This window comes from Aquipseudomonas alcaligenes NBRC 14159 (genome assembly GCF_000467105.1).
Taxonomy (GTDB): domain Bacteria; phylum Pseudomonadota; class Gammaproteobacteria; order Pseudomonadales; family Pseudomonadaceae; genus Aquipseudomonas; species Aquipseudomonas alcaligenes.
On sequence record NZ_BATI01000019.1, the window covers coordinates 1 to 16,572 of the forward strand.

Sequence of the window (16,572 nt, forward strand, 5' to 3'; positions counted from 1 at the left end):
CCCAGCGTGCCGGTCGCGCTGGGCGCCTGGAACCGGGCGTCTGCTATCGCCTGTGGTCGCAGAGCCAGAACGAACAACTGGCCGCCTACGGCGCCGCGGAAATCCTCCAGGCCGACCTGGCCGGCCTGGCCCTGCAGCTGGCGCGCTGGGGCGTGCAGCCGAGTGAGCTGGCCTGGCTGGATGCGCCGCCGGCCGCCGCCTTCGCCCAGGGCTGCGACCTGCTGGCGCGCCTCGGCGCTCTCGATGCGCGCGGCGCGCTGACGGCGCATGGCCAGGCCATGGCCGAGCTGCCGGCGCATCCGCGTATCGCCCATCTGCTGTTGCGCGGCCAGGCCCTTGGCCTTGGCGCGCTGGCGGCGGACCTGGCGGCGCTGCTCGGCGAGCGCGATATCCTGCGCGGCGCGGGTGCCGACCTGCACAGCCGCATGGCGCTGCTGGCCGGCGAATCGCGCGCCGCCGGCGGTTCTCGTGGCGGCGTGCAGCGCGCGCGGCAGCTGGCCCGGCAGTTCCGTTCCTACCTGCGCGGACCGACCGCCGAGGCGGTCGCCGATCCCGAGCACCCGCGCTGGCTCGGCGCGCTGCTGGCCTTCGCCTACCCGGATCGGGTGGCGCGTCAGCGCAAGGCCGGCGGTGCGGACTATCGCCTGGCCAATGGTCGCGCCGCGCAGTTCGGCGAGGCGGATGCACTGATGAAGCACGAGTGGCTGGTGATCGCCGACCTCGGCAGCCGCCAGGGCCAGCGCGAAGAGCGCATCTACCTGGCCGCCGACCTTGATCCGGCGCTGTTCGACTCGGTGCTGGCGGAACAGGTGAGCGTGCGCGAGGAGCTGGAGTGGGACGAGCGCGAGGGCGTGCTGCGCGCCGAACGGCAGCGCCGGGTCGGCGAGCTGGTGCTCAGCCGCGAGGCGCTGAGCGGCCTGGACGAGACGGCGCGCGGCCGCGCGCTGCTCGGCCTGGTGCGGCGCAAGGGCCTGGAGCTGCTGCCCTGGACGCCGGAGCTGCGCCAGTGGCAGGCGCGGGTGGCGCTGCTGCGCCGCCTCGACCTGGAGCAGAAGGGCGATAGCGAATGGCCGGACCTGAGTGACGCCGCGTTGCTGGTGACCCTGGAGGACTGGCTGCTGCCATTCTTAAGCAAGGTCAGCCGCCTCAGCCATTTCGCCAATCTGGACCTGCCGGGCATCCTCGCCGCTCAGTTGCCCTGGCCGTTGCCGCAGCGCCTGGACGAGCTGGCGCCGAAGCACCTGCAGGTGCCGTCCGGCTCGCGTATCGCCATCGACTATGCCGAGTCGCCGCCGGTGCTGGCGGTGCGCCTGCAGGAGCTGTTCGGCCTGGCGGCCACGCCACGTATCGCCGGTGGTCGCCAGGGCGTGCTGCTGCACCTGCTGTCGCCGGCGCGCCGGCCGGTACAGGTGACCCAGGACCTGGCGAGCTTCTGGGCCAACACCTATGCCGAGGTGAAGAAGGACCTCAAAGGCAGATATCCCAAGCACTACTGGCCGGACGACCCGCTGGTGGCCGAGCCGACGGCGCGGGCCAAGCCGCGCGGCACCTAGGTGCTAATCCAGCTGCAGTGGCTCGCCGGCCGCCTGCAGTTCCTCGTAGGCGCGGTCGAGCTCGTCGAGCAGGCGCTGGCTACCCTCGGCGTGGCGCGAGGCGATCAGGCGCAGCTGCATGCTCTGCAACACGGTGTACGGTAGCGCTGACAGGCCCAGTTCCTTGCGCACCTGTTCCACCGGCGCCTGGTAGTCGAGCAGGTAGTCGCCGCGCTTGCGCAGCAGCATCGCCAGCGCCGAGGCATGGGTGCTGGTGCGGTGGGTGCTGATCTGCAGGGCCGGATCGTTCAACAGGTCATTGACCGATTTCCAGTAGCTGTAGCCGCTGATGACGATCACGGCGCGTCCCTGCAGGCCGTCGGGGATGCGCGGTGGCGGAGTATCCGGGCGGTGATACAGCGCCAGGCTGAACTCGCCCATGGCATGCCGGGCTTCATAGGTGTGGCCGGCCAGCTCGGTCTTGCCGCCGGCGCCCGGCCACAGTTGCACGCTGCCGTCGCGCAGGGCGGCATACAGGCGCGCGCCGGGTAGCGAGCGGTAGTGGCCGCGGTAGCCGGCATGGCGCAGCAAACGGTCGGTGAGGGCGAGGATGGAGCCGCGCGGCTTGCCGTCGTCGTCGGTCCAGGAATAGGGCGGGAATTCGTAATAGCCGACGTTGACGCTAGGCTCGGCGGCCTGGGCGCCAGCGCAGCACAGCCACGCCAGCAGGGCAGGGAAGAGGATTCTGCGCATTCGTGCGGCTCGGGCCGTCTTGTTGTTCGATCTGGTCCCGAGCATGGCGGCGCTGTCGGGCTTTGTCCAGTGTCGCGACGGGCCTGTTCCGGGTGTTTCGGCAGGTGCGGCGGGCTATGCTAGAGCGTGCAGCAGGAACGGGAAGCCCGGCTGCAGTGGCGAGCCTTACTGAACCGGGAGTTCCCATGCCTCATCCAGCTCTTGCCTGCGCGCTGCGCGCCCCTCGGCCGGTCGCCCTCCTGCGGCCTGTGCTGCTGTGGCTGTGCTGTGCCGGTGCCTGGGCCGAACCGGCTGCAGAGCCGTTGCGGGTGGTCACCGACTATTGGCCGCCGTTCCGCATGGAGGGTCGTGACGGGCGTATCGAGGGTCTGGATATCGACCTGCTCGAGGAGTTGCAGCGCCGTACCGGTGTGCATTTCGAGGTGCGCCGGCAACCCTGGGCGCGTGCGCTCGAGGACATGCGCCGGGGCCAGGCCGATCTGATGACCGGCCTGGCGCGGACGGCCGAGCGGGAGCAGTACATCGACTACCTGCAGCCGGCCTACCATGCCTGTGCACCGCGCCTGTATGGCAGCCCACAGCGCGCGGCGAGCATTCGCGACTACGCCCAGCTGGCCGGCCTGCGCATCGGCTATGTGCTGCAATCGGCCTATTTCGAGCCTTTCGACTCCGACTCGGCGTTGACCAAGATCGGCGTGAAGAACGAGGAGCAGCTGCTGCAGATGCAGTTGCGCGGGCGCATCGAAGTGCTGATCGGCACCGACTGCCAGGTGGACTTCCAGCTGCGCGACCCGCAGCTGGCTGGCCAGCTGGTCAAGCTGGCCTACCAGCCGCCGCAGCAGACGCTGCTGTTCATCGGCCTGTCGCGCGCCAGCCCGCGTCTCGCCGAGCGTGAGCGGCTCAGTGCTGCCCTGCAGGCGCTGCTGCGCGAGGGCTGGCTGGAGCGCGCCGCGCAGCGCTATCGCTGAGTGAGGGCGAGCAGGCGTCAGTGCTCGTGCGGTTCGATGTACAGCTCGTAGACCAGCTCGGCGTCCCAGTAGGCCGCCTCGATCTTGTGTCCGTCGAGGTCGCGGACGAAGCAGCCGTAGTACGGCTCGCCATAGTGCGGGCGCGGCCCGGGCGGGCCGTCCGGGCTGGCGCCGGCCTCCAGGGCGGCGTCGTAGAAGGCGTGCACGGCCTGCTTGTCCGGGGCGACGAAGCCGAAGTGGGTGCCGTTGCCGACATTCGCCGGCTGGCCGTCGATAGGTGTCTGCACCCAGAACTCCGGGTACTCACGGCCCCAGGCGACGGCGCCGGGATGTTCGAGGACGCGCTTGCAGCCGAGGGTCGCCAGGACCTTGTCGTAGAAGGCCACGGCCCGCTCGAACTGATTGGTGCCGATGGAGACGTGCGAGAGGATGCTCGGATTCTGTTCGGACATGGAGATCTTCCCTGGGGTGGCGGAAGTCCCAAGCCTAGCAAAGGCGCGGAGGATTTTCTGTCGAGCGGGTCAACTGCTGTGGCTGTCCTCGGTCGGCTGCTGGCTGCACAGCATGAAGCAGCGGAACAGCACCACGGTGGAGAACAGCTGGAGGAAGCCGTTGACGATGTCCAGCAGCAGGCTGCCGATCGCATCGGGCTGCTCGCCGAGCAGCTGCAGGGTCCAGTCGTCCAGCAGCCACAGCGGCACGATCACCAGCAGCACGCAGGCGAGCAGCGACCAGAAGTGGCCGATGCTGAGCAGGAAGCTTTCGCGCATCGCCGGCAGCGGTGCCAGGCCGCGCAGTACCAGCAGGTATTCGGAGAAGGCCAGCTTGACCATCAGGTACAGGGCTACCGGCAGAAACAGCGCGCCGCCGAGCATGATCAGCAGGGTGCTAAGCCCGGCCAGCACGGCGAACGACGGCCACAGCGGCAGCGCGGCAGCCAGCAGGTTGCGCGTAGACGGGCGCTGGCCCTGGCTGCGCGCGTCGAGGAACAGGATCAGCGCGGCGCTGTACAGCGGGTAGAAGAACAGCCCGACCAGCAGCTCGTAGGCGGGTGAATGGTCCGTATCGACCAGGCCCGCGACGACCGCGCGCGCCAGGCATTCGGCGGCAATCAGCGGCAGGCACAGCGGGGCGATGCTGGGCAGGTGACGGCTGAAGAAATGAAAGGCATCGCGCAGAACGGTCAACGGATTCATCGGCAGGCATCGCGGCAGTACTACATGACCTCACTTTAGCCGATGGCCGGGGGCGACGAACATGCCGGTCTTTCGCATAATGCCGCTCCCTTGTTGCCAGGCCGCACCGTGAAGAAGATCGCCCTGTTCGCCGATGTGCAGAACCTTTACTACACCGTGCGCCAGGCTCATGGCTGCCACTTCCACTACGCCGAGCTGTGGCGCCAGGTGGCCGCGCAGGGCGAGATCGTCGAGGCGCGCGCCTATGCCATCGACCGTGGTGACGCCAAGCAGCGCCAGTTCCAGCAGATCCTGCGCAACCTCGGCTTCGAGGTGCTGCTCAAGCCCTATATCCAGCGCAGCGACGGCTCGGCCAAGGGCGACTGGGATGTCGGCATCGCCCTGGATGTGATGGATGCCGCCGAGCGGGTGGACGAGGTGGTACTGGCCTCCGGCGATGGCGACTTCGACCTGCTGCTGCAGCGCGCCCGCGCCCGCCATGGGGTGGTCTGCAGCGTGTATGGCGTCGAGGGCCTCACCGCGCATTCCCTGATCCGCGCCGCCGACCGCTTCGTGCCGGTCGAGGGTGCGCTGCTGTTGAAGAACTGAGGACAACCGATGCCAGATCGCATCGCCGTGATCGACTTTGAAACCACCGGCATGTCGCCGGCCCAGGGCGCGCGACCGACCGAAATCGGCGTGGCCATGATCGAGGGCGGGCGCATCGTCGCGCGCTACCAGAGCCTGATGAATGCCGGTGCCTGGGTGCCGCCCTTCATCGAACAGCTCACCGGCATCAGCAACGCCATGGTGCGCAGCGCGCCGCCGGTGGCGCAGGTGATGGCGGAAGCCGCCGAGTTCATCGGCGAGGCGCCGCTGCTGGCGCACAACGCCGCGTTCGACAGCAAGTTCTGGGATGCCGAACTGGGCCAGCTGGGGCGTCGCCGCAGCCGTGACTTCGCCTGTTCGCTGCTGCTGTCGCGACGCCTGCTGCCGGAGGCGCCGAGCCACAAGCTGGGCAACCTCAACAGCTGGGTGGGCCTACCCAGCACTGGCCAGGCCCACCGCGCGCTGGCCGATGCCGAGATGGCGGCCAACCTGACGCTGCACCTGCAGGCGTTGTTGTGGGAGCGCCACGACATCCGCGCCGATCACGACTACCTGTGCGGGCTGCAGAAGCTTTCGGCGGCCAAGGTGCGGGCGCTGCTGCGGGCTAGCGTGTAGGCAGCTCCCCTCTCCCTGTGGGAGAGGGGCTGGGGGTGAGGGCGCTTCAGGCCGCTCCGAGTTGCCCATGGCACTCTCACGCTACGCGGGTCGCCCCAGCCCTCTCCCAAGGGGAGAGGGCACGCTCCGGGTGCATCTGGCCATAAACAAAACGCCCCGGCTTGGCCGGGGCGTTTGTCTGTCAGTGGTGCTCGCGGGTGGCGCGGAAGGTGATGTCCGGCCAGCGCTCTTCCATCAGGCTCAGGTTGACCCGGGTCGGCGCCAGGTAGGTGAGGTGGCCGCCGCCATCCACCGCCAGGTTCTCGAAGGCCTTGTCCTTGAATTCCTCAAGCTTCTTCTTGTCGCTGCACTCGATCCAGCGCGCCGACCAGACGTTGATCGCCTCGTAGGCGCACTCGACCTTGTATTCCTCCTTGAGGCGGCTGGCGACCACATCGAACTGCAACACACCGACGGCGCCGAGGATGATGTCGTTGTTGCGCTCGGGGAAGAACACCTGGGTCGCGCCTTCCTCGGCCAGCTCCTGCAGACCCTGGCGCAGCTGCTTGGATTTCAGCGGGTCCTTCAGGCGCACGCGGCGGAACAGTTCAGGGGCGAAGTGCGGGATACCGGTGAAGCCCAGCACCTCGCCTTCGGTGAAGGTGTCGCCGATCTGGATGGTGCCGTGGTTGTGCAGGCCGATGATGTCGCCGGCATAGGCCTCTTCCAGCTGCTCGCGCTCGCTGGAGAAGAAGGTCAGGGCGTCGGCGATCTTCAGGTCCTTCTTGATGCGCACATGGCGCATCTTCATGCCCTTCTCGTACTTGCCGGAGCAGATGCGCATGAAGGCGATGCGGTCGCGGTGCTTGGGGTCCATGTTCGCCTGGATCTTGAACACGAAGCCGCTGAACTTCTCTTCCACCGGCTCCACCACGCGCTCGTGGGCGGCGCGCGACAGCGGCTGCGGGGCCCAGTCGACGATACAGTCGAGCACCTGGTCGACGCCGAAGTTGCCCAGCGCGGTGCCGAAGAATACCGGGGTCATCTCGCCCTTGAGGAAGGCGGCCTGGTCGAACTCGTGGCAGGCGCCCTGGACCAGTTCCAGCTCCTCGACGAAGCGCTCGTACATGTCGCCCAGGTGGGCGCGCGCCTCGTCGGAGTCCAGCTTGTTGATCACCTTCTGCTCGGTGCGCTCATGGCCGTGGCCCGGCACGTAGACGATGATCTTGTCCTCGTGCAGATGGTACACGCCCTTGAAGTCGCGGTAGCAGCCGATCGGCCAGGTGATCGGCGCCGCCTTGATCTTCAGCACCGCCTCGATCTCGTCGAGCAGTTCGATCGGGTCGCGGATATCGCGGTCGAGCTTGTTGATGAAGCTGACGATGGGCGTGTCGCGCAGGCGGCACACTTCCATCAGGGCGATGGTGCGCGGCTCCACGCCCTTGCCGCCGTCGAGCACCATCAGTGCCGAGTCCACCGCGGTCAGGGTGCGGTAGGTGTCTTCCGAGAAGTCTTCGTGGCCGGGGGTGTCGAGCAGGTTGACCATGTGCTCGCGGTAGGGGAACTGCATCACCGAGGTGGTGATGGAGATGCCGCGCTGCTTTTCCATCTCCATCCAGTCGGAGGTGGCATGGCGGTCGGACTTGCGCGACTTCACCGTACCGGCGACCTCGATCGCCTTGCCCATCAGCAGCAGCTTCTCGGTGATGGTGGTCTTACCGGCGTCGGGGTGGGAAATGATCGCGAACGTGCGGCGTTTGGCGACTTCTGCGGCCTGGATGCTCATGGCGGAAAACCTGTCGACTCGGTCGTCGGAGTGTCAAAAAAGGCGGCGATTATACCGGTAATGGCCGGCCCCTGTTCCCGTTTCGTCGCAGCCCTGTCGGGCCTGGTTTTGTGCAGCATTTCTGACGTTTTGTTGAGTATCGAAAACATTCAATCAGGCAGGCGACAACCGGGTGCAAAACAGCGGCAATTTTCGGTTGATATCGTGCAGTCATGGTCCTAAAGTTCGCGCCCGAACGCTCATGCTGGAAACGATCCATCCGGCTCAAGTACTGACGACGAGAGGCTTTCGCACTGTGGAAGTCATCGGCGACATGCCTTGGGAAGTAGGCGAACCAAAGTGGGGAAACTGATCAGGCGTTCACGGTTCTCATCGAGAACCACTCCCTCTTTTCTATAACGTGTTTTGCCATTTGGAGTCCCGAGCATGTCGATCAAGGTCGAAGACTATTTCGCACCCGAAACTTTCAAGCGCATGAAGGCGTTTGCCGACCAGCAGGAAACCCCCTTCGTCGTCATCGACAAGCAGACCATCGCCGACTCCTACGATCAGCTGGTCAGCTGCTTCCCCTTCGCCAAGATCTACTACGCGGTGAAAGCCAACCCGGCCACCGAAATCACTGAGCTGTTGCGCGACAAGGGCTCGAACTTCGACATCGCCTCCATCTACGAGCTGGACAAGGTGATGAAGGCCGGCGTCGCCGCCGAACGCATCAGCTACGGCAACACCATCAAGAAGGCCCGCGACATCCGCTACTTCTACGAGAAGGGCGTGCGCCTGTTCGCCACCGACTCCGAGGCCGACCTGCGCAACATCGCCAAGGCCGCGCCGGGTGCCAAGGTCTATGTGCGCATCCTCACCGAAGGTTCGACCAGCGCCGACTGGCCGCTGTCGCGCAAGTTCGGCTGCAACCCGGACATGGCCCTGGACCTGCTGATCCTGGCCAAGCAGCTGGGCCTGGTGCCCTATGGCGTGTCCTTCCATGTTGGCAGCCAGCAGCGCGACATCGACGTGTGGGACGCCGCCATCGCCAAGGTCAAGGTGATCTTCGAGCGCCTCAAGGAAGAAGACGGCATCACCCTGCAGATGATCAACATGGGTGGCGGTTTCCCGGCCAACTACATCCAGCGTACCAACGACCTGGAGACCTACGCCGAGGAGATCACCCGCTTCCTCAAGGAAGACTTCGGCGACGAGTTGCCGGAGATCATCCTCGAGCCGGGCCGCTCGCTGATCGCCAACGCCGGCATCCTGGTCAGCGAAGTGGTGCTGGTGGCGCGCAAGTCGCGCACCGCCGTGGAGCGCTGGGTCTACACCGACGTGGGCAAGTTCAGCGGCCTGATCGAAACCATGGACGAGGCCATCAAGTTCCCCATCTGGACCGAGAAGAAGGGCGAGATGGAGGAAGTGGTGATCGCCGGGCCGACCTGCGACAGCGCCGACATCATGTACGAGAACTACAAGTACGGCCTGCCGCTCAACCTCTCCAGCGGCGACCGCCTGTACTGGCTGTCCACCGGCGCCTACACCACCAGCTACAGCGCGGTGGAGTTCAACGGCTTCCCGCCGCTGAAGGCCTTCTATATCTGAGTCGCGCCCGGCGACCCGCCTGAGAGAACGCCACGACCCACCTGCGGGGGCGTGGCGTTCTTGCTTTCGGGCCGGCCACTTCCCCTTGTGCGTCGAGTGGCAGGCCGTCAGCGACGGGGGTTGTAGGGCTATTGGCAAAAAGTTCCCTGAGACCGAATATTTTTCTTGATTGATATTCCTTTGCAATTAGAATTGCTGCTCCTTAACGCCTGGTGGTACTTCTAATGAGCATGCGTATAAAGAGCTTCGGCGCTCCGTCACAACCCCGTCTTCTGGTCTGCGCCATCGCCTCCGCCAGTCTGGCACTGGTACCGGCCCTGCCTGCCATGGCGGCCACTGCGGACAAGGTGACGCTGGAACCGACGGAGGTGGTGCACAAGGGCAATGCCTATGCTGTCGAGCGGATCCGGACTGCCACCAAGACCGATACGCCGTTGCGCAACGTGCCGCAGTCGGTCAGCGTGGTCACCGACGAGCAGATTCGTGACCAGTCCATGCAGAGCATGGCGGACGTGGTGAGATACGTACCAGGCGTACAGATGGCCCAGGGCGAGGGGCACCGCGATGCGCCCATCCTGCGTGGCAATGCCACGACTGCGGACTTCTTCGTCGACGGCATGCGTGACGATGTGCAGTACCTGCGCGACCTGTACAACGTGGAGCGGGTGGAGGTGCTGAAGGGGCCCAATGGCATGATCTTCGGCCGTGGCGGCAGCGGTGGCCTGATCAATCGGGTGACCAAGCAGGCCAACTGGGGCGATGGCCACGAGCTCGATTTCACTTATGGCTCCTGGGACAAGCGGCGGATGACCGGCGACTTCAATCAGGCGGTCAACGAGCGTCTGGCGCTACGCCTGACGGCCCTCTACGAGGATTCCAACAGCTTCCGCGACCATGGCGAGCTGGAACGCTGGGCGATCAACCCGACGGCGAGTTTCGCCTTCGGCGACGCGACCCTGGTCGAAGTCGGTTACGAGCATTTCGAGGACGATCGTACCGTCGACCGCGGCCTGCCGTCCTACACCCCGCCCGGGCACAGCCGTGGCAAGCCGCTGAAAGTCAACGAGTCCACCTACTTCGGCAGCCCCGATGACAGCTACTCCTCGGCCGAGGTCGATGCGCTGAATGGCCGCATCAGCCATGACTTCGGCAACGGAATGGTGCTGACCAATCAGCTCCGCTATGCGGATTACTCGAAGTTCTACCAGAACGTCAATCCCTCCGGCGCCTACAACGCCGGCACCAACCGGGTCCAGCTGGGGGCGTACAACAACGCCACCGATCGCACCAACCTGATCAACCAGACGGACCTGACCATCTCCGGCCAGGCGCTGGGCTTCGCCCACACCCTGCTGCTCGGCGCCGAGCTGAGCCGCCAGGACACTGAGAACTTCCGCGAGACCGGCTTCTTCAATGCGGCGGCAACCCAGAAGAACACCTTTGTGACACCGCAGAGCAGCATCTACCGTGGCCCGCTGGTGTTCAGTCATGCCGCAAGCGATGCCGACAACAAGAGCGTTGCCGAGACGGCCGCGTTCTACCTGCAGGAGCAGATCGAGCTGAACGAGCAGTGGGAGGTCTTGCTCGGGGTGCGCTACGACCATTTCAAAGTGGAAGTGGATGATTACAAGGGGGGTGGCCACAGCGAGGTGTCCAGCTCGGACGACCTGTTGTCGCCGCGCGCGGGGCTGATCTACAAACCGCTCGACAACCTGTCCCTGTATGCCAGCTACTCCATCGCCTATGTGCCGCGTGCCGGTGAGCAGCTGGCCTCGCTCAGCGCCAGCAATCGTGCGCTCGACCCGGAGGAGTTCACCAACCGCGAAGTCGGCATCAAGTGGGATGTCACCGAGCAGTTGGCGGCGACTGCGGCCATCTACGAACTCGAGCGTACCAATGTGGCGACCGCGGATCCGGCCGATCCGACCCGCAGCATCCTGGTCGACGGTCAGCGCGTGCGCGGGGTCGAGCTGGAGCTTACCGGCCAGCTGACCAGCGCCTGGCAGGTCACCGGTGGTTACGCCTACCAGGACAGCGAACTGCTGGAGCCGCAGTACGACGGCAACGAGATCGCTCAGGTGCCGCAGGACTCCTTCTCGCTGTGGAACCGTTACGACCTGGACCCGCAATGGGGCCTCGGGCTTGGCGTGATCTATCAGGGCGACGTGTTCGCGGCGGCCGACAACAAGGTGGTGCTGCCGAGCTTCACCCGCGTCGATGCTGCGGTCTACTACAAGGCCAGCCCGCAGCTGAGCCTGCAGCTGAACGTGGAAAACCTGCTGAACGAGGAGTACTACGCCTCGGCCCACACCAACAACAGCATCACTCCGGGCTCGCCGATGGCTCTCGGTCTGAGCGCCAACCTCAGCTTCTGAGGCGGCGCCGGATCCTGAACGGGCACAAGGCCGTCCCTCGGGGCGGCCTTGTGCTGTCGGCAGCCCGCCTGGCGTGGAGATGGATGGGAATGATGATTCAGAAGTGATTCATATTTTTAAATAGAATTGATTCAATCATTGCGCCCCTCCCGCACAACTTCCCCTGCGAGCCTCGTTCGTGTTCAAGAAAATCCTGTTCCAACTGCACTGGTTCTTCGGTATCAGTGCCGGCCTGGTGCTGGCCGTCATGGGCATCACCGGTGCGTTGTACGGCTTCGAGGGCGAAATCATGCGCGCCCTCAATCCGCAGAGCCTGCGGGTCGAGGTGCGTGAGTCCGGCATGCTGCCCCCGGCTGAGCTGGTGGCCAGAATCGAGGCCGCCAGCGGGGAGCGGGTCACCGGGCTGTGGGTCGACGGCCGTGGCGACGCTGCCGGTCGTGTACTACTCTCGCCGGCGCCCGGCGAGCGACGTGGCCCACAGCGTTTCTTCGACCCCTATACCGGGGCGTTGTTGGGCGAGCCGGCGGGGCAGGGCTTCTTTCGCATCGTGCTGCAACTGCATCGCTGGCTGGCGCTGGGCGACTTCGGTGGTCAGCTGACCGGGGCCAGCACCCTGGCGCTGATCTTCTTCTGCCTCTCCGGCATCTACCTGCGCTGGCCGCGGCGGGCCCTGAGCTGGCGCGCCTGGCTGACCCTGGACTGGGCCCGCAAGGGCCGCAGCTTCCATTGGAACCTGCATGCGGTGGCCGGTACCTGGGCGTTGCTCTTCTATCTCTGCGCGGCGCTGACCGGGCTGTTCTGGTCCTACGACTGGTACCGCGACGGGCTCAGGCAACTGCTCGCGGATGCGCCTGCCGGGCAGCGGCAGCCGCGTGCCGAGGCGCGCGCCGAGCGGAGCGAGCCATCCGGCGCGGCGCCGCGGGTCGACTACGACGCTCTTTGGCAGAGCCTGCGCCAGGCCGCCGGCCCCGATCTGGCGGCCTGGAACCTGCGCCTGCCAAAGGTCGCTGGCAAGCCGGCCACGGTGTTCTACCTGCTCGAGGGTGCCGCTCATCCGCGGGCGTTCAACCAGTTGCGCCTGGATCCCGCCGACGGTCGCGTGCTGCGTCATGTGCGCTACGCCGACAAGAGCCTCAAGGCGCAGTTGCTGGTCAGTGTCTATGCCCTGCACACCGGCGAGTACTTCGGCATGACCGGGCGCATTCTCATGGCGCTGGCCAGCCTGGCCATGCCGCTGTTCGCCATCACCGGTTGGCTGCTGTACCTCGACCGCCGGCGCAAGAAGCGAGCGGTACGGGCGGCGCGTGGTGGCATCGCCGGCACCGACTCGGCCGAAGGCTGGCTGGTCGGATTCGCCAGCCAGAGCGGTTTTGCCGAGCAGATCGCCTGGCAGACCGCCGGCCAGCTGCAGGCCGCCGGCCTGTCGGTACGGGTCGAGCCGCTGGCGCGGCTGGATGAGCGCAGCCTGCGCCAGGTGAAGCGGGCGCTGTTCGTGGTCAGCACCTTCGGCGATGGCGAGGCGCCGGACAGCGCCCGTGGCTTCGAGCGCCGGTTGCTCGGCGGCGCGCTGGCGCTGGAGCAGTTGAGTTATGCGGTGCTCGCCCTGGGCGATCGGCAATACCGGCAGTTCTGCGGCTTCGCCCGCCGCCTGGACGGCTGGCTGAGCCGCCAGGGCGCGCGCAGCCTGTTCGCCGCCGTCGAGGTCGACGGGGCGGATGGCCTGGCCCTGCAGCAGTGGCAGCAGCGGCTCGGCGAGCTGACCGGCGTGGCGCCGCTGGCAGCGGGCGAGACGCCCTGGCAGGCCTGGACCCTGAGCCGTCGTACCTTGCTCAACCCGGGTAGCCAGGGCGAACCGACCTACCTGCTCGGTCTGACGCCGCCGGCCGGGTGCGCCTGGCAGGCCGGCGACATCCTGGAGGTCCTGCCGCGCCAGTCGCAGGCGCGAGTGGCCGAATGGCTGCGGCGGCATCGGCTCGATGGCGGCGCCCCGGTGTGCCTGGACGGGCTGGAGTTGAGCCTGGCCGAGGCACTGGCCGGTCGCCAGTTGCCGGAGTGCTTCGCTCACCTGGTCGGCCTGCACTCCCAGGCCCTGGTCGAGGCGCTGGTGCCGCTAGGCGCGCGCGACTATTCCATCGCCTCGCTGCCCGGCGATGGTCTGCTGGAGCTGATCGTGCGTCAGGCGCGCCGTGACGATGGCGGTCTGGGGCTGGGGTCTGGCTGGCTCACCGAGCATCTCGCCGAGGGTGGTCAGCTGCTGGCGCGGCCGCGCCGCAACAGTGGCTTCCATCTGCCCGGCGACGACCGCCCGCTGATCCTGATCGGTAACGGCACCGGCCTGGCCGGCCTGCGCGCCCTGCTGCGCGCGCGCATCCGCGCGGGGCAGTCGCGCAACTGGCTGCTGTTCGGCGAGCGCAACCGCGCGCACGACGCGTACTGCGGCGCGGAGCTACAGGCGGCGCTGGCCAGCGGCGGGCTGCAGTGCATGGACCTGGCCTTCTCCCGCGACCAGGCCGACAAGGTCTATGTGCAGGATCTGCTGCGTCTGCAGGCCGACAGGCTGCGTCGCTGGCTCGACGACGGCGCCGCGCTGTATGTCTGCGGCAGCCTGCAGGGCATGGCCGCGGGTGTCGATGCGGCGCTGCGGGAGCTGCTCGGTGGCGAGGCGGTTCAGGCGCTGATGGAGCAGGGACGCTACCGCCGCGACGTCTATTGATCGCGAGCCTTTCCCAATAGTCATGCCGGCCTTAAGCTGCCTGCATGACTACACGCATACTCCTCAACTGCGACATGGGCGAGAGCTACGGCGCCTGGCGCATGGGCGACGACGAGCACGCCATGCCGCTGGTCGACCAGGCCAACCTGGCCTGCGGCTTTCACGCCGGCGACCCGTTGATCATGCAGCGCAGCGTGGCCCTGGCCGTGCGGCATGGCGTGGCCATCGGCGCGCATCCCTCCTATCCCGACCTGCAGGGCTTCGGGCGGCGTCACCTGAGCTGCTCGCCGGAGGATGTCACCGCCCTGGTGCTGTATCAGCTCGGCGCGCTGGGCGCCTTCTGCCGCGCGGCCGGCACCCAGCTCGCCTATGTCAAGCCGCACGGCGCGCTGTACAACGATCTGGTGCGCGACGATGCGCTGCTGATGGCGGTGCTGGTCGCCTGCGCCGCCTACCGGCCCGGCCTGCCGCTGATGGTCCTGGCCCTGGCCGACAACGGGCGCGAGCGGCAGTTGGCCGAGGCGGCCGGGGTGCCGCTGCTGTTCGAGGCCTTCGCCGACCGTGCCTACCTGGCCGACGGTCAGCTGGTGCCGCGGCGCCTGGCCGGCGCGGTGCACCAGGACCCCGAGCGCATCCTCGCCCAGGCCCTGGCCATCGCCGGCGGCGAGCCCTTCGCCGATATCGACGGCCGGCCGTTGCGGCTGCAGGCCGACAGCCTCTGCGTGCACGGCGACAACGCCGAGTCGCTGGCCGTGCTGCGCCGTCTGCGGGCCCGCCTGGACGCCCTATGATCCGCCTGGAGCCGGCCGGTGCCGAGGCCCTGTTGCTGGTGCTGGGCGAGCAGGCCGAGGCCGACCTGCCGCTGCGCATCGCCGCCCTGGCCGAGCGCATCCGCCGCGAGCTGGGCGATCTGCTGATCGATCTGGTGCCGGGCTGGACCAGCCTGCTGCTGCACTACGACCTGCTGCGCACCGACCATCTGCGCCTGGCCGAACGCCTGGCGCCGCTGCTGGAGGCCTGGCTGGACGAGCCGGCGCCGAGCGGGGGCGGGCGCCTGCACGAGATCCCAGTGTGGTATGCCGGCGAGGACCTGGCCGCGGTGGCGCAGGCCTGCGGCCTGTCCAGCGCCGGCCTGATCGAGCTGCACAGCGCCGGCGAGTACCGGGTCGGCGCCATCGGCTTCGCCCCCGGTTTCGCCTACCTCGGCGAGCTGGACGAGCGCCTGGTCCTGCCGCGCCGGGCCACGCCGCGCACCCGGGTGCCGGCCGGCAGCCTGGCCATCGCCGAGCGGCAGACCGCCATCTATCCGCAGGCCTCGCCGGGCGGCTGGCACCTGCTCGGCCTCTGTCCCTGGCGGCTGTTCGAGGCGAGGCGCACGCCGCCCTGCCCGCTGGCGCTGGGCGACCGCGTGCGCTTCGTGCCGGTCGACGAGGCGACCTATCGCCGGGAGCTCAACGCATGAGCGGCCTGCGGGTGCTCAAGCCGGGGCCGCTGAGCCTGCTGCAGGATGGCGGCCGCCACGGCTGGCAGCACCTGGGCGTGTCGCCCGCCGGGCCGCAGGACTGGCACGCGGCGGCCTGGGCCAACCGCCTGCTGGGCAATGTCTGGGGCACGCCGCTGCTGGAGATCGCCCTGGGCGGCGTCGAGCTGCGCGCCGAGACCGATGCCTGGCTGGCGCTGTGCGGCGCCGAGGCCGCCAGCGAGCGCGACGGCGCGGCGCTGCCGCACTGGTCGCGCTTCGCCCTGCAGGCCGGCCAGCGCCTGCGCATCGGCTTCGCCCGCAGCGGCCAGCGCCTGTATTTGGCGGCGGCCGGCGGCTTTCGGGCCGAGCCCGTGCTGGGCAGCGTCAGCACCCAGGTGCGCGAGGGCCTGGGCGGACTGGATGGCTGCGGCACGGCGCTGCAGGAGGGCGATCTGCTGGTCTGCTCGCCGGGTGCCTTCGCCCATGGCGCCGGCGTGCCCTGGCGCTACTGGCCGGACTACCGGTCGGCGCCGCTGCTGCGGGTGATCACCGGCGCTGACGCGGTGGACTTCAGCGAGCCGGCGCTGGCCACTTTCTTCGAGCAGGTCTGGCGCCTCGACTCACAGTCCGACCGCATGGGCGCGCGCCTGCAGGGCGAGCCGGTGCAGGCGCCGGCCCGGCAGTGGTCGCTCGGCGTGGCGCGCGGCGCCATCCAGGTGCCACCGGATGGCCAGCCGATCATCCTGCAGGCCGACCGCCAGACCATGGGCGGCTATCCCGTGCTCGGTTGGCTGCACCCGCTGGACCAGTGGCGCCTGGCGCAATGCCCGGCGGGGCAGAGCCTGCGCTTCACCCAGGTCAGCGTCAGCGACGCCCAGGCCGAGCTGCGCGAGTTCTACCGTTTCTTCAAAGCCTGAACCCCAGAAAAGGCGAAGGCGCCACATTGGGCGCCTTCGGGTTCTCGAGCTGTGCACACTTCATCGCTTGCGGGCTCCTGGCTGCATGCGGTGGCTCA

The 16,572-nt window shown here is 67.7% G+C and carries 14 protein-coding genes; 10 read left to right on the plus strand and 4 right to left on the minus strand.

Going from position 1 to position 16,572, the window contains the following annotated elements:
- Window positions 1-1,553 (plus strand): ATP-dependent helicase HrpB (hrpB, locus tag PA6_RS12310; protein ID WP_021701252.1); only part of this gene is annotated, 1,553 nt, incomplete at its 5' end.
- Between the two features lie 3 nt (window positions 1,554-1,556).
- Here hrpB and PA6_RS12315 read toward each other — a convergent pair.
- Window positions 1,557-2,285 (minus strand): substrate-binding periplasmic protein, encoded by a 729-nt coding sequence (locus PA6_RS12315; protein WP_021701253.1) that lies wholly within the window; start codon window positions 2,283-2,285, stop codon window positions 1,557-1,559.
- 185 nt (window positions 2,286-2,470) lie between these two features.
- On the opposite strand from PA6_RS12315, the gene PA6_RS12320 reads away from it, so the two are divergent.
- Window positions 2,471-3,253: a substrate-binding periplasmic protein gene (locus PA6_RS12320; protein WP_081693982.1), complete on the plus strand. Its 783-nt coding sequence runs from the start codon at window positions 2,471-2,473 to the stop codon at window positions 3,251-3,253.
- 17 nt (window positions 3,254-3,270) lie between these two features.
- On the opposite strand, the gene PA6_RS12325 is transcribed toward PA6_RS12320, so the two are convergent.
- Together PA6_RS12325 and PA6_RS12330 are read right to left on the minus strand one after the other, a co-directional pair.
- Window positions 3,271-3,705 carry a VOC family protein gene (locus PA6_RS12325; RefSeq protein ID WP_021701255.1) on the minus strand — a complete coding sequence of 145 codons (435 nt, stop codon included), beginning with the start codon at window positions 3,703-3,705 and terminating at the stop codon, window positions 3,271-3,273.
- Between the two features lie 69 nt (window positions 3,706-3,774).
- Complete coding sequence (locus PA6_RS12330) at window positions 3,775-4,449, minus strand: hypothetical protein (protein WP_021701256.1); 675 nt, start codon at window positions 4,447-4,449, stop codon at window positions 3,775-3,777.
- 108 nt (window positions 4,450-4,557) lie between these two features.
- Between PA6_RS12330 and PA6_RS12335 the strand changes: the two genes are divergently transcribed.
- On the plus strand, window positions 4,558-5,037 hold the full coding sequence (locus PA6_RS12335; RefSeq protein WP_021701257.1) for an NYN domain-containing protein: 480 nt from the start codon (window positions 4,558-4,560) through the stop codon (window positions 5,035-5,037).
- Window positions 5,038-5,046: 9 nt separating this feature from the next.
- Window positions 5,047-5,652: a 3'-5' exonuclease gene (locus PA6_RS12340; RefSeq protein ID WP_021701258.1), complete on the plus strand. Its 606-nt coding sequence runs from the start codon at window positions 5,047-5,049 to the stop codon at window positions 5,650-5,652.
- A 181-nt stretch (window positions 5,653-5,833) separates the two neighbouring features.
- Here the strand turns inward: PA6_RS12340 and PA6_RS12345 are convergent, their stop codons facing one another.
- The gene (locus tag PA6_RS12345; protein WP_021701259.1) at window positions 5,834-7,417 is read right to left on the minus strand and encodes a peptide chain release factor 3; all 1,584 of its coding nucleotides are present in this window, start codon (window positions 7,415-7,417) and stop codon (window positions 5,834-5,836) included.
- A gap of 426 nt (window positions 7,418-7,843) precedes the next feature.
- Here PA6_RS12345 and PA6_RS12350 point away from each other — a divergent pair, with 426 nt between their 5' ends.
- The 6 genes from PA6_RS12350 (at window position 7,844) to PA6_RS12375 (ending at window position 16,474) form a co-directional block, all read left to right on the plus strand.
- Entirely contained in the window at window positions 7,844-9,007 is a 1,164-nt protein-coding gene (locus PA6_RS12350; RefSeq protein ID WP_021701260.1) for a type III PLP-dependent enzyme, read from the plus strand.
- Between the two features lie 224 nt (window positions 9,008-9,231).
- Window positions 9,232-11,382 carry a TonB-dependent receptor gene (locus PA6_RS12355; RefSeq protein WP_021701261.1) on the plus strand — a complete coding sequence of 717 codons (2,151 nt, stop codon included), beginning with the start codon at window positions 9,232-9,234 and terminating at the stop codon, window positions 11,380-11,382.
- Between the two features lie 178 nt (window positions 11,383-11,560).
- Window positions 11,561-14,095 carry a PepSY domain-containing protein gene (locus PA6_RS12360; protein ID WP_021701262.1) on the plus strand — a complete coding sequence of 845 codons (2,535 nt, stop codon included), beginning with the start codon at window positions 11,561-11,563 and terminating at the stop codon, window positions 14,093-14,095.
- Window positions 14,096-14,139: 44 nt separating this feature from the next.
- On the plus strand, window positions 14,140-14,886 hold the full coding sequence (locus tag PA6_RS12365) for a 5-oxoprolinase subunit PxpA (protein ID WP_043216639.1): 747 nt from the start codon (window positions 14,140-14,142) through the stop codon (window positions 14,884-14,886).
- Complete coding sequence (gene pxpB, locus PA6_RS12370; protein ID WP_021701264.1) at window positions 14,883-15,557, plus strand: 5-oxoprolinase subunit PxpB; 675 nt, start codon at window positions 14,883-14,885, stop codon at window positions 15,555-15,557. Before PA6_RS12365 ends, pxpB begins: the two co-directional genes overlap by 4 nt.
- Window positions 15,554-16,474, plus strand: coding sequence for a 5-oxoprolinase subunit C family protein (locus PA6_RS12375; RefSeq protein ID WP_021701265.1), 921 nt, complete (start codon window positions 15,554-15,556; stop codon window positions 16,472-16,474). The genes pxpB and PA6_RS12375 overlap by 4 nt, the downstream gene beginning before the upstream one ends.
- Window positions 16,475-16,572 lie beyond the last annotated feature (98 nt).

What these genes read in the sequence shown, in the direction of transcription:
- PA6_RS12325 (WP_021701255.1), bottom strand. Translation starts at nt 3,705, where the DNA reads ATGTCCGAACAGAATCCGAGCATCCTCTCGCACGTCTCCATCGGCACC.
- PA6_RS12375 (WP_021701265.1), top strand. Translation starts at nt 15,554, where the DNA reads ATGAGCGGCCTGCGGGTGCTCAAGCCGGGGCCGCTGAGCCTGCTGCAG.
- PA6_RS12355 (WP_021701261.1), top strand. Translation starts at nt 9,232, where the DNA reads ATGAGCATGCGTATAAAGAGCTTCGGCGCTCCGTCACAACCCCGTCTT.
- PA6_RS12365 (WP_043216639.1), top strand. Translation starts at nt 14,140, where the DNA reads ATGACTACACGCATACTCCTCAACTGCGACATGGGCGAGAGCTACGGC.
- PA6_RS12340 (WP_021701258.1), top strand. Translation starts at nt 5,047, where the DNA reads ATGCCAGATCGCATCGCCGTGATCGACTTTGAAACCACCGGCATGTCG.
- PA6_RS12315 (WP_021701253.1), bottom strand. Translation starts at nt 2,285, where the DNA reads ATGCGCAGAATCCTCTTCCCTGCCCTGCTGGCGTGGCTGTGCTGCGCT.
- PA6_RS12320 (WP_081693982.1), top strand. Translation starts at nt 2,471, where the DNA reads ATGCCTCATCCAGCTCTTGCCTGCGCGCTGCGCGCCCCTCGGCCGGTC.
- pxpB (WP_021701264.1), top strand. Translation starts at nt 14,883, where the DNA reads ATGATCCGCCTGGAGCCGGCCGGTGCCGAGGCCCTGTTGCTGGTGCTG.
- PA6_RS12330 (WP_021701256.1), bottom strand. Translation starts at nt 4,449, where the DNA reads ATGAATCCGTTGACCGTTCTGCGCGATGCCTTTCATTTCTTCAGCCGT.
- PA6_RS12345 (WP_021701259.1), bottom strand. Translation starts at nt 7,417, where the DNA reads ATGAGCATCCAGGCCGCAGAAGTCGCCAAACGCCGCACGTTCGCGATC.
- PA6_RS12350 (WP_021701260.1), top strand. Translation starts at nt 7,844, where the DNA reads ATGTCGATCAAGGTCGAAGACTATTTCGCACCCGAAACTTTCAAGCGC.